This window comes from Chitinimonas koreensis (genome assembly GCF_014353015.1).
GTDB lineage: Bacteria > Pseudomonadota > Gammaproteobacteria > Burkholderiales > Chitinimonadaceae > Chitinimonas > Chitinimonas koreensis.
In genome coordinates, this window is sequence record NZ_CP060704.1 from 5558407 (window position 1) to 5569799 (window position 11393).

Consider the following 11393-nt stretch of genomic DNA (forward strand, 5'->3'; position numbering starts at 1 on the left):
CCGGACACCTACGTAGGGATAAAACCCATACGTCCTTGTTCGTTGCCGGTGAACAGCTCGACCCTCACTCCATCGAGCGTTCCGTCGCCCGGAAGCTGGTGGCTGTTCTCGATGATGATGACCTGCGCGTCGACGAAAGACGACTTCACGCTCTCCCAGAAGTGCTTCTTGATATCGTGCGGAAACGACGACTCGCTAGCGTCTGGCTCCTCGTAAACAAGCAGCGGAGAGTCGATCAGGACGAAGTTCGGGAACGGACGCTCGTCTTCGATGCAGAGGCGAAGGAGCGCGAGATTGAACGCCGCCCGCGTGATTGCCCGCACGCCCTTGCCATGGCTCTTGCGGGCGCGACCGGAGATCACGACATCTTGGTCGTTCTCGCTGAACGAGACACGGTCGAGATCGGGGAAGTGCCACGCCCTCAGGAGCGCCTCGACCTCCCTGCTAAACGGATCGGCTTGCGCTGCGCTCACCGCTGCTCCGGCCACCTCGGTCTTCTGCTTCTTTTTCAGCTTGTTGGCATCTTCCAGGAGCGCCTCAAGCTCCTGAATTCGTTCGAGGTGCTCGATCATCTTGCGACACGTCTCCGCGTAAGCACGAAGCTCATCGACCTTCTTCGAGGCAACGTCGACGTGCCGTTCCATCAAACCTTTCAGTGCTGACGCGATCGCGTCGAACTCGGTCTGGCGAGTGTCCCGAACCGCTTGAAGCCGCTCGACTTCGGCTGCGTTGGCGGCTCGCGTCGTCTGAAGGTCCTGTAGCAACTTCCAGGTCTTGGCTGCCTCCGCCCTGCAAGCTTGAGACACATCCGCCGGTGCGGGGCCCGCCTTGCGATGCTCGTGGTGTTGATATTCGGCGAGCGCGCCACACATTGGGCACCGCTCCTCCTTAAGCTGATCTAGCCGAGCACCAGCCTCAGCGATCGCTTCCAACCGTCGCAGGTCGGACTCGTACTGTTGCCCTAGCAAGTCGAACCGGGTACGCAACTCCGACAGGACTACGAACTTGGACTCGGCTGCCGTCAATGCCGTCCATGCGGCGCTGCGCTTCGTCTGGAGCGGCACTACGATTGCCTGTGCGGCGCTTCGTTCGAAGAGGGCCGCCTGAATCGAAGCCTCGATTCGGGTCAGGCGGTCTTGCTCTTCGGCGAGCGTGCTCACCACGCCAAGCTCGGCGAGTCGCTCCCGCGTCGCCTTCAGCAGGCCATCGAGTAGCTCGACCTTGCCAGCCTGGCGTCCCTTCGCGACTTTCGGATCTTCCTTCGCGATGAGAGAAGAGTCGTCGGTGCCCGTAAGCAAGAGGCGAAACACGCCGCTCTCAATTGTCTTCGACGTGAACTGCCCGCTGAGAACCGGTGAGTCCTCCTTGATGATTGTCTCTTCGTCGATGATGACGAGCCGAGCGATGTCGCGAAAACTGAGCGGGCGCGTCTTGCCCTGTTCGTTGGTTCGGATCTTCTTCGTGCCCAGCCCCGACAGATCGAGGAGAAACTGTGAGACGGTATCCTCTTTGCCCTGATGGTGCTTCGCCGCTAGTACGCGATCTGGCTGCCCGTCGGTCTTGCAGAGTACTTCGCCGCCACGCAGGCTTCTCTCCAGCGAGTAGACGCGCCCGTCACCGTTGGCCTCGATGTCGATGACGATGGAGCTGTAGCCCTCCGCTTCGGGGATCTCCTTTGGCGCGGCACCACTACCAAGCGCGTAGTCCAGGCACTGCGCAATGAAGCTCTTGCCGGAGTCTGAAGGCCCCGCGATGACGTTCAGGCCACGCGCAAAATTGACCTCAGCGGGTGCCTTCCCCGGTCCAGTAAGCGAGAGACGCAGAAGTGCGAAGCCAAACTTCATGTCGCCTCCTCGGTCCAAAGTACGGACTCCATCGAGAACTCGGCGCCCCACGTACCGATCCGCTCACGAACCAGCATGTCGAGATCCGCGTCGTCGAGGGCATCGAAGTTTTCCACGACCCAATCGGCGCGCTCCCGCAGGCCGGTGACATACTCAGTGCTGAGCGTGCCTAGGAAGTCGGCCGACTTGTCGGTCGCCGCGAAAAAGATACCGCCGTCCTTGTAGACGCGCTCAATGAGGCCACGGCTCTCGTAGAGCGTGAGGCCATCTTGAATCACGCCGCGTCGAACGAGGATCTCACCGCCACGATGCGGGGTTCTTGGATGCATTCCCTCTGGGCCGCCGTCGATATCGTCGGAGTGAACGAGTAGGTAGTCGAAGACAACCAGCCGCTGGAGCGCGTACGCAGCAGGGAACGCGGTGGTCAGCACGCAGAGCGCACGCAGGCCGATCTCGACAGGCCCGTTGAACGGCGAGACAAAGTAGGTGGACATCTCGGCTGTCACTTGACCCACCGAACCTTTCCATCATTCGCGAGCTGGTGGCAGATGCCGCCCCGATCACGGGTATGGATGCGCGTGGTGAGTGGGTTGCTCGTGAGCTGCAGCGCTCGGGCCGTCTTCACCACCGCGAGGACGCAGCGGTAGCCATCGTCGTACTCGCCGCGCACATCGTCCTTGATGCCGGAGTGAATCTCATCTTGTAGTTTCTCGAACTCGCCTGGCGGCAGCGTGTCGCGCGAGAAGGTTCGCAGCCCTTCAGCGCTGTAAAACTCGACACGGGCATCATGGAAGTGCTCGCGGAGACTCGCGTGAGCCGCGAGCCCCGCATCAAGATCCTTGACGTCCTGTTTGAGATGCTGCGCGTACGCGCGCCGAAGTTCTCCGACGAATATGGCCTCGTTGTCGGCGGGCAGGCTTGGCGGAGCCATCGGGTCAGGGCGCTGGGGAAGTCCTCCCCAAACCTTGCCGCGTGCCAGCGCGTCTTGGCGTGTCCCTCAATGATGCGAAGAACCGGCGTCGCCTGGAAGATCGAAAAGTCGAGGCTCTCGATGTGGGCCTTCATCGCGGCGTCGCATTCGACCTTCTCGGTGGTGGTGATGCCCTCCCTGCAGTGGGCGTCCCACTGCTTCAGGAGTTCGCTCTTGAGCTCCTCCGGCTTCCTCAGAAGGTTCGATAGCTTCGTACCCACGCCCTTTGGGGCGATGAAGTAGTAACGGCGCGGGCGCTCGTAGTCGCCACGCTTCGTGTAGTACGCAAGTTTTCCCAGTTCGACCCAGATGTCGCTGGGCTTCAGTGAGTCGCCATAGTGCTTGCATTGGTAGTTGTCCCACACGCCGCTCCCACCCTTTACCATCGCAATGACGTCGCGACCCATGTCGCCTGCCCCACCGCAACGTTCGACCAAGTCGTAATCGTCGCGCAGCGAGTCCACCCACTCTTGGATGAACACCTCCCACTGCCTATCGCTGAACAGCTTGATGCGGTCCTCGGGATGGACAGGCTGCCCGGACGCTACGACGTCCGCGGCCAAGCCGGGCGGCGGCTCAGGAGGCTGTGGAATCGGAACGGGCGGCGGGACCGTTTTTTTCATCGGGAGAACTTTCGGTTGCCAACTTAGAGACAGGCTCGAACTCTCGTTGTTGTGAGCGAAGGTAAACCATTCTGACGTCTTTGAATGGCTGCTTCGGGTCGGAAGCGGACGTAGTCAACACCAGCGCACCGATCAGCTCAAGCCGGAACAGCGATCAACACAGACCAGTACCTGCAATCTAACTCAAGCAAAGTAGATAAGCGGCTGCACGTCAGTCGACGCGACTTGTTCGCCTAAGCAGGAGGATAGCCCGTCACGGAGCGAAGAATGATCTTCGGCCAGCATGCCGCCCCGTTCTTCGAACACCGACGACCACCCGCAGACTCCAAGCTCGAGATGTGCTTTGCTCTGCACGCAGGACTAAGGTGGCTGCAAGTGTGCGACCTAAGTTCACGGTGTGGCGCCTTCCTCGGAGACACGGGCTCTCGCTCATAGATATTTCTTGAAAGTCGCCGCAGCGATAGCGACGGACAGCCCCAGCAAGGTTGCACAGGGGAGCGCTACGAGTAGCGGATGAACGCTCACGGGCAAGGCCAAGTACGTCACCCAGGGCAGTGTCAGCAGCGGAAGCATGCAGCCCCTGGCACGGTGATAGATGAAGCCCGATTCACGACCTGCACCAAACCGGCGAATATCTCGGCGCACCAAACCGTCGACCAGGCCGACGAATGTGGCCAGCAGGAAGAGCGGCAGCGTGAGGCACAGCACCAGCAGCCGCACGAGGAAGACGAGCACCGTGTAGGCGGACGCGATCAGGTAGCTCTCCACGTGCGCGTAGACCACGCCCGTGTAGTAGCGGAAATCCTTCGTCGTCCGATCGCCGCCGACGCGGGCCTGCGCCGCAGCGTCGCGAATCCAGTCCAGCAGCCCGCTCTTGATGAACAGCCAGTCGTACCCGTGTTCGACCAGGCGATGCGCCGTACGTCCAGGTTCTTGCACGAGCGCGCTGCGGGTGAAGTGCGTCGAGAGCTGTTCCAGCTCGTCGTGAAGCATGCCTTGTGCATGCCGCCAGCCCTGCTCGGGCCAGAAGAAGTGCATACCCATGCATTCAATCACGATGCACAGCAGCAGCGACCCGCACAGCACACCGACGAAGCGGATTGGCAGCGTGACCAATCCGGCGATCAGGCCCTGCTGTTGCTGCTGCTGACGTTGCGCCGCGGCCGCCGGATCGCTCATGCCGCAATCCGCTCTTCAACAGCGGCCATCTGCTTGAAATCGTCCAGCAGCTCGGCGGGCAGCGCATCGTCGCGCAACCCCGGCAGTCCTGTGCTTTCCCACCAGTCGCCAGCTTCAACGTAGTGCCGCCGCATGTAGCCGGCCAGCTCCTGCAGATCCTTCGGCATCACTTCATCGGGGTCGGGCGCCGGAAGCGGCATGCGGACCTTCCAGAGATTGCCGCCCTCAAGCAACGCGAAGCATTGGCCCTTCGGCAGCGCGACCACATGCGCAGGTTCGATCAGCGGCACGCTCGTACTGGTGACGCGGTCCTGCGTACTGGAGGTGAAGGCCGTGTTGCCGCGTGGGTCCGAGCTGTCGGTGGCGCCGCTCATTACGCTGGTGGCGTACACGTCTACCTTCGGCAGTTGGCGCGTGAGCAGTTCTGCCGTCGCGGTTTCGCGCACGCGCAGCATGAACAGGTTGTTGAAGTTGCCGACCACCTGGCCGGCCTTGGCGCGATTGCCGATGCGCGCCTCGATGTCGCTGAGGGTCTGCGTGTAAGCCGTCACTTGCACGCCGGCCCCACCGCCCTTATTGACGAGCGGCACGAATTCATCCCCCATCAACTCGTTGAACTCGTCGGCATGCACATTGATCGACACCTTCGCGCCGCTCGCCGCGCCGGGCAGCCCGTCGTCGATGCCGAACTTGTAGATGTGACCAGCTACGGACACGAGGTCTGCGAACATCGAATTGCCGACCGCCGCGCTCACCTCGGCGTCGGACAGTGCATCCAGCCCGACATAGACGATCGCGCGCTTCCGGATGATTTGCATCCAGTCGAAGATCGGCCTCGGGTCGGCCAGATCCGAATAGTTCGGCGCGAGCAGCTGTGCGATCTTGCCGGTGGTGAGCTTCTCCAACAGCGGCAGCAACGAAGCGACGATCTTGTCGAAATACGTCCGGTCGTACCTCACCGCGCTACGCAAGCCATCGAGCACTGGGTCATAGACGCGCACCTGCGACAGGTACTGGTCGAGCGCGACCACGCGTTTCTCGCGCCCGATCATGTTGCGCGGCGTGTTCTTTTCGTTGAGCTTCGCCTCGAGCTGGACGATGACTTCCCAGGCCTTCGGGTCGTGCTGTGCGAAGTAGCGCTGCGCGTATTCGATGAATAGCGCGTCGATGTTGATGACGTGGCGCTGGATCAGCAGGTAGTCCGGCCGCTGTCCCAGCTCGACCAGGGCGCGCGCGATGATGTTCACGAATCGCCAGGCGAATTCCTTGAAGGCGGCGCTGTTGCCTTCGCTGGAGAGCTGGCCGGCGATGCGCGTCGCGACCTCGGAGATGCGGCCGAACCGGCCCACGGCGTTGTAGCGCGCGCTGATGTCTGGCCAGCCGAGGTGGAAGACATAGAACTCGCCGCCACGGCCAGCGCGCTCGGCCTCCACGTACATGCGCTTCAACAGGTCGGCATCGCCCTTCGGGTCGAAGACGATCACGACCTCGTGCTGGCCATTGACCTTGCGGCGGATGTCCTGGGTGATGAACAGCTCGGCCAGTCGCGTCTTGCCGCAGCGGGTCGTGCCCAGCACCAGCGTGTGTCCAACACGCTCGCCCAGTGGCAACGTGACGTCGATCTCGTGCGGCTCGATACCGTGCAGCCGCGGTAGTCCACCAACTGGCGGCAACGGCCGCGCCGGATTGAGCGGGCTGTCCCACGCCAGCGCGCGCGCCATCTTCGGCAATGGCGCCGGTGCGAACTCCAGCCGTTCCTCCAGTCGCCGCGCGATCCGGTAGACCGCCGTCGGCTCGACGAAGCGCCGGAATTCGGGTCGATAGGTCTGCATCAGCCGGTGGGTATGCCGCTGCTCCCAACGAAAGCCGCGACCGATGAACAAGCGGTGCTGGCTCACCGGCACGTCGCGGCTCGTCATCACGTAGCGTGGTAGACGTCGGATGTTTCGCCGGTAGCGCAGGATCGCGAGGGCATCGCGCAGGCGCAGCGCGCCGAATGCCGCGAACGCGGCGGCCGAGCAACGGCCGAGCAGTGGATCGAGCGCGAGCGACCACGGCGCCGCGAGGCATAGCACGACAGCGCCCGCGCACACCGCCAGGCTGTATAGCTCGACCGCGGGGCGCAGCAGCACCTCGACCGCATGCGACTGCGTCATCGCATCGCCTACGGCTCGATGCCGGAGGCCGTAATCAGCACCGGATAGTGGCGAATGCCCAGCCTTTGAGCGAGGTCGTCACCCGACACGGGCGAGAGCACCAGGCCGGGCGCGAGCAGCCGCAGCGAGGACAGTGCATCCGCTGTGGCGACATTCACCACCAGCCCGACCGCGTTCGCGTCGCGCAGCGCTGCCTGCCGGCGCTGCAGCCAGGCACGGGAGCGGTCGTCGTCGCCGATCAGGAACAGCGGCGTCAGCCCAGGCGCACGGATCGCGCGGCGAGGTTCGGCCCCTGGCGAGAGGCGTGCCGAGCGCACCGGCAGCATGGCTGCCTCGGCATCGGCTGCATTCCCGATGCGCGGCTGCGTCGACGACGGCGCGGCCGGTTCGGCCTGCGGATTGAGTGCCTCGTAGTAAGGCATCGCGGACACGCCGCCACGGTCGTCCACGACGATCAGCGGCGGATGGGTGTGTGCTGCGGCAGGCGAAAGCTGCAGCAGCCCCAGGACGGCGAGTAGGACGGTGCGGTTCATGGCGGAGCCACCTGTTGGATCGATGGGGATGAAGCGGGACCGAGCACACGGGTCAGATGCCGATGCACGCTGCGCCGATAGCGCGCAGCGGGCGTGCCGCCCGCGGGTCGGTGATAGCGACCGATGGCGAGCAGCCAGTCCTCGCCAGGCGTGTATTGCTCGTGGAGGATTTCGGCGGCGGTGGCGAGATTGCGGTAGGGGTCGAGCAGTTCGCAGGGATGCGAATAGCGGTGCGCCTGATAGCCGAGATTGACCTGGCCGAGGCCGACGTCGATCCGGGTCGCACTGGTGCGGCCGAGCGCCTGCTGTAGCTCACGGCACGCTTCGGCACGGGTGGCATAGCGTCGCGGCATACCGGCGACGTTGAGGGTCCACGGCCACGGCGCGAGCCGGCCGCGCCGCTGGATGCCGCTCTCCTGCAGTGCGACCGCATACAGCACTGGCGACGGCACGCCCGCTTGGCGCGCCGCGAGTTGGTAGGCCGGGGCGGCGCCTCCTGCGCATGTGCGCACAGCGCCGCTGCAAGCAGCAGAGCGCCAGCACGACGCGCATAGGGGACTGCCCACGCGGTCGCGCGCTCGGTCATTGCTGCCGCTGCCATTGCCCATTCACTTCGCGCACCACGGCCGGCAGCTCGCCGGGCAGGCCGAGCGACAGCCAGCGCCCGGCGTCGTGATTGAGTGTGATCGCCCGGGCGCGCACCTTGGCCGGGTCGACACCTGCGTGTGCCGCCCATTGCCGGATTTGCGCATCGTCCTGGCGGCTCCCGACCAGGTAGAGGTCGAATGCGGTACCGGTGGCCTGTAGCTGCCGCACGCGCTGCGTGCAGGGCGCACAGTCGGCTTTCACGAACACGGCCAAGCGTCCGGAGCCTGTGTTGCCGGCAATCGGCGCCTTGGCGTCCGGCATGTTCACGCGCCGTTGGCCGGGAAACAGGCGCTGCCAGGCTGCATCGTAGGCGCGCTGGTAGGTCAGCAGCTTCTCGACACGCTGCGCCTCGATGCGCACCTGCAACTCGGCGTAGCGCCTGCGTTCCTCGTCGCTGCGAGCCTCAATGCCGAGCGCGGTCAGCGGATCGAGATTCGGCGAGTAGATGCCGAGCGGTCCCCGCATCACTTGCCGGTAGCGCGTCCATTCCTCGGCGCGCAGGCCCCAATCGCGCGCCTGGCTCGCATCGAGCGCGGCGTTGATGCTCGCCTGCGCCTGACTGTTCGCCGTACGGGCGTCGGCCGTCGACACGGGCTGCGCGGAAGCGGTGAGAGCGGCAGCGGCAAGGACGGCAATGATGCACAGGCTGACCTGAAAACGCGTCATCACCGGCTCCTACGGCATCGCCACGCGCAGGATCTGGCCGGCCACGCGGAACACCGCGGCGTTCGCTCCGATCGACTGCAGATGCCACGCGCCTTCGTGGTCGCCTTCGTGCAGCAGGCGAGCGTGCGCGAGCGCGGCTGCGCCCTGCGGAAGGATCGAGAGGAAGCGCGTTCCCGCCCGTTGCTGCAGCCCTATGACCCGGAACGGGGGAACAGGCGTGGCCGGCGCTTCCGTCGTGGCGACGCGACGCCGCGTTGTCGCGGTGAGCCGCGACCGCTGTTGCGCCTTGACCAGCTGCGCCTCGGCTCGATCCAGCCGGGCTTGCAGCACCTGCACATCGGCAGCCTGGGCGACGCCTTCGCGTGCTCGCTCGATCGCGGTAAGCCGGGCTTCGAGCGCTTGCCGATCAAGCTCGAAGTCGACTTGCTTCACGCCCACGGGCTGTCGCGCCATGCCGTCGACCTGCCGTTCGAGCGCGGCGACGCGGGCAGACAGCGCGTTGAACTGCGCCGCGTAAGGATCGGCCTGTGCCTGATCGGCCAGGCGCGAGAGTTTGATGCTGTTCACCGCCGTGATCGCACCGATGACGAGCACGACAGCCATCGCTACCCGTTGCATCAGGCGGGCACGCCGGTCCGTCTCCGAAGCGATGCGGAAATCCGTCATGGTTCCGCTCCTTTGGTCGAAGGGTCAGCGGCAGGCGCGGCGACGGCGTTCGGCGCGGCGCGCCTGCTGAAGCAGACGTACCGTGCCACGTCATCGACCGACAGCTCCCAGGCCGGCCCGGCCAGGACCAGCAGGATGCCTCGAAGCGGCAAGGGCCTAGGTCCAAGTGCGCGGCCGGTAGGGGAAGGTCATGCAGCGCCGACATATCCTGGGAGTCGCAGAGCCGGTATCCGGTGCGGAGCAGGACATGGCGCAGCGCATCGCCGACGTTGGCGTCGATCGCGGCAGGGATCGAGATCGTCACGACTTGCTGCAGCAGATCACGCTGGTCTTGCGCCGGGACCATCTCGACCAGGGTGTAGCGCCCCTGACGCACCACGGGCACCGGCGTATCAGGCGCCGAGGGAGCGGCCGTGTGCGCTGCAAGCGGCGGCGGGTCCGGCGGCGCGATCGGTTGGGTTGCGCAACCGGGCAGCAATGCATCGATCGCGAGGAGAAGGCTGAAACGTTGGAACGGTGGCATGCGGCACCTCTTTGGAAGCGATGCCGTCAACATTTCAGAAATCAGCAGCGTGGAAACGCGGGAATCCGGCACGTTCCACGACCCGTTTCAGGTCGACACGCCGGATGGGCATGGGCGCGGGTGCCGGCACAGGCTGGCAGACATTTCATGTTTTGGCATTTTCCGAATATCGGAATGCGCGAATAGCGTGTGGGGCCGTTCAAGTGCCACGGCCCATGCCCAAGTCCATCTACCGCGAGGAATACCGCGTCCTGGTCGATTTGCTGCGCGAAGCCCGCGAGCGGACAGGCATCACGCAGGGCACCCTTGCAGATGCGTTCGGCTGGCCGCAGTCCACGCTGAGCCATCTCGAACGGGGTTCCCGGCGCATCGACGTCGTCGAGTTCATCGATTACTGCCGATACGTCGGCATCGATCCACAGGCAACATTCGCCGAGTTTCTGCATCGCAGCGAGAAGCCGGTCAAGCGCGCGCGAAAGTCCTAGGCCGCGAAACTGAGCGAAGACGCGACGACGCCCAGCGGCTCGCCGGGCATCGCTCCAACGACCGGAAGGGTCTGCTCAGCGAGCGGCGGCAAGATCACCGACGAGCCGGCAGTCGATCCGCAGTGGCGGGGGCGGATCCATGTCCAGGGCCTCGTCGACGTACTTGCTGCTGCCGTCGTACTCGATGGAGAACAGGAACCCCTGGTGCACCACACACGCGCCGCGAGCTCGGAAGGCCACGGTGCCTGATCGAGCACGATGCTAACGATCGCGAGGAGCAATTCGCCCTCGCGGTTCGGGAATGCCAACGCCTCGTCGAAGCTCGGTCGCCCCTGCTTCATCCGATAGAAATCGACTTCCACCCCGTCGGGCAGACGTTGGACCTTGTTGATGGTCCGCACCTGTTCGTCCCACTGACAGGCCTGTGGCGCAGGCAGCAGCGCGCGTACGGCATCCAGCACGCGCAGTTCCAGACCGGACAGACCGCGGCTACGCCCGAGCAACTTGCCCAGCAGTTCGGTCAACGGTGGCATGGCCTACCCGATGATGCTGCACTTGCACCTGACATGCCGATGTTTGCCTCACCGCGCATAGGTCTCCATCTTCACAGCATCCATCCATTCGCCTAGCTTGTAGTCGCGACGAATGAGTTCCTCGACAAACACTGAGAAGTTCTCGGCCACGACCGTGAACGCAGGCTCGGACCGAGCCAGGAAATAGATGCGCCCCGCCGCGTCGAATGCATAGAAGTTGCCAAGAGTGTCCTGCGCGAAAGTGGCGCTGCCTTGCAATGGCCCAGTCTCAAGGGCAGCAAACCATGCCTCTCGGAAGCTCAGCTCGTCGTCGATATCGCCGTATCCGACCGCGAGCAGCCAATCGCGTAGCGCCGCAGGGAGCGCTGTCCCGACCTTGCTGTCTAGGTACCGTAATTCGTCCGGCGAAACGACAGCATGCGCATCAAAAATGGGTGCGCTCCGGAACAGCTTCCGCCGTCTGGCCGCGAGGATGATCTTTGCAAGTGAACCAATGTCGACATTCATCAGCAGCTTTCCAACGTGGCCGGGACGTATCCGGCGAAAAGCCGACCACGCGCACGAGAA

The 11393-nt window shown here is 64.3% G+C and carries 12 protein-coding genes and 1 pseudogene; 1 reads left to right on the top strand and 12 read right to left on the bottom strand.

What is annotated here, in order from left to right:
• Window positions 1-8: 8 nt before the first annotated feature.
• The 10 genes and pseudogenes from H9L41_RS23715 to pilL2 form a co-directional block, all read right to left on the bottom strand.
• Window positions 9-1844 (bottom strand): AAA family ATPase, encoded by a 1836-nt coding sequence (locus H9L41_RS23715; protein ID WP_028447353.1) that lies wholly within the window; start codon window positions 1842-1844, stop codon window positions 9-11.
• Window positions 1841-2338 (bottom strand): ABC-three component system middle component 2, encoded by a 498-nt coding sequence (locus H9L41_RS23720; RefSeq protein WP_034607719.1) that lies wholly within the window; start codon window positions 2336-2338, stop codon window positions 1841-1843. The genes H9L41_RS23715 and H9L41_RS23720 overlap by 4 nt, the downstream gene beginning before the upstream one ends.
• An 8-nt stretch (window positions 2339-2346) precedes the next feature.
• On the bottom strand, window positions 2347-2775 hold the full coding sequence (locus H9L41_RS26370; RefSeq protein ID WP_373282081.1) for an ABC-three component system protein: 429 nt from the start codon (window positions 2773-2775) through the stop codon (window positions 2347-2349).
• Window positions 2776-3866: 1091 nt separating this feature from the next.
• Window positions 3867-4616, bottom strand: a complete 750-nt coding sequence (locus tag H9L41_RS23730; protein ID WP_028447351.1) for a TIGR03747 family integrating conjugative element membrane protein — start codon at window positions 4614-4616, stop codon at window positions 3867-3869.
• Window positions 4613-6772 (bottom strand): type IV conjugative transfer system coupling protein TraD, encoded by a 2160-nt coding sequence (gene traD, locus H9L41_RS23735; protein WP_028447350.1) that lies wholly within the window; start codon window positions 6770-6772, stop codon window positions 4613-4615. Before traD ends, H9L41_RS23730 begins: the two co-directional genes overlap by 4 nt.
• Window positions 6773-6780: 8 nt before the next feature.
• Window positions 6781-7305 carry an integrating conjugative element protein gene (locus H9L41_RS23740; RefSeq protein WP_028447349.1) on the bottom strand — a complete coding sequence of 175 codons (525 nt, stop codon included), beginning with the start codon at window positions 7303-7305 and terminating at the stop codon, window positions 6781-6783.
• The gene (locus H9L41_RS23745) at window positions 7302-7745 is read right to left on the bottom strand and encodes a lysozyme family protein (protein WP_444542110.1); all 444 of its coding nucleotides are present in this window, start codon (window positions 7743-7745) and stop codon (window positions 7302-7304) included. Before H9L41_RS23745 ends, H9L41_RS23740 begins: the two co-directional genes overlap by 4 nt.
• Before the next feature lie 142 nt (window positions 7746-7887).
• Entirely contained in the window at window positions 7888-8619 is a 732-nt protein-coding gene (locus tag H9L41_RS23750; RefSeq protein ID WP_028447347.1) for a TIGR03759 family integrating conjugative element protein, read from the bottom strand.
• Between the two features lie 9 nt (window positions 8620-8628).
• Window positions 8629-9285, bottom strand: coding sequence for a hypothetical protein (locus tag H9L41_RS23755; protein WP_028447346.1), 657 nt, complete (start codon window positions 9283-9285; stop codon window positions 8629-8631).
• Window positions 9286-9484: 199 nt separating this feature from the next.
• Window positions 9485-9841: pseudogene (gene pilL2 / locus H9L41_RS26455) on the bottom strand (PFGI-1 class ICE element type IV pilus protein PilL2); the annotation flags it as partial.
• A 182-nt stretch (window positions 9842-10023) separates the two neighbouring features.
• Between pilL2 and H9L41_RS23765 the strand changes: the two are divergent.
• Window positions 10024-10293 carry a helix-turn-helix domain-containing protein gene (locus H9L41_RS23765; RefSeq protein WP_028447344.1) on the top strand — a complete coding sequence of 90 codons (270 nt, stop codon included), beginning with the start codon at window positions 10024-10026 and terminating at the stop codon, window positions 10291-10293.
• Here H9L41_RS23765 and H9L41_RS23770 read toward each other — a convergent pair.
• Entirely contained in the window at window positions 10290-10817 is a 528-nt protein-coding gene (locus tag H9L41_RS23770) for a hypothetical protein (RefSeq protein WP_187523618.1), read from the bottom strand. The two genes, H9L41_RS23765 and H9L41_RS23770, sit on opposite strands and share 4 nt — an antisense overlap.
• Window positions 10818-10874: 57 nt before the next feature.
• A complete protein-coding gene (locus H9L41_RS23775) occupies window positions 10875-11333 on the bottom strand; it encodes an SMI1/KNR4 family protein (RefSeq protein WP_028447343.1) in 459 nt (152 codons plus the stop codon).
• Window positions 11334-11393: the final 60 nt, after the last annotated feature.

What these genes read in the sequence shown, in the direction of transcription:
- H9L41_RS23715 (WP_028447353.1), bottom strand. Translation starts at nt 1,844, where the DNA reads ATGAAGTTTGGCTTCGCACTTCTGCGTCTCTCGCTTACTGGACCGGGG.
- H9L41_RS23720 (WP_034607719.1), bottom strand. Translation starts at nt 2,338, where the DNA reads ATGTCCACCTACTTTGTCTCGCCGTTCAACGGGCCTGTCGAGATCGGC.
- H9L41_RS26370 (WP_373282081.1), bottom strand. Translation starts at nt 2,775, where the DNA reads ATGGCTCCGCCAAGCCTGCCCGCCGACAACGAGGCCATATTCGTCGGA.
- H9L41_RS23730 (WP_028447351.1), bottom strand. Translation starts at nt 4,616, where the DNA reads ATGAGCGATCCGGCGGCCGCGGCGCAACGTCAGCAGCAGCAACAGCAG.
- traD (WP_028447350.1), bottom strand. Translation starts at nt 6,772, where the DNA reads ATGACGCAGTCGCATGCGGTCGAGGTGCTGCTGCGCCCCGCGGTCGAG.
- H9L41_RS23740 (WP_028447349.1), bottom strand. Translation starts at nt 7,305, where the DNA reads ATGAACCGCACCGTCCTACTCGCCGTCCTGGGGCTGCTGCAGCTTTCG.
- H9L41_RS23750 (WP_028447347.1), bottom strand. Translation starts at nt 8,619, where the DNA reads ATGACGCGTTTTCAGGTCAGCCTGTGCATCATTGCCGTCCTTGCCGCT.
- H9L41_RS23755 (WP_028447346.1), bottom strand. Translation starts at nt 9,285, where the DNA reads ATGACGGATTTCCGCATCGCTTCGGAGACGGACCGGCGTGCCCGCCTG.
- H9L41_RS23765 (WP_028447344.1), top strand. Translation starts at nt 10,024, where the DNA reads ATGCCCAAGTCCATCTACCGCGAGGAATACCGCGTCCTGGTCGATTTG.
- H9L41_RS23775 (WP_028447343.1), bottom strand. Translation starts at nt 11,333, where the DNA reads ATGAATGTCGACATTGGTTCACTTGCAAAGATCATCCTCGCGGCCAGA.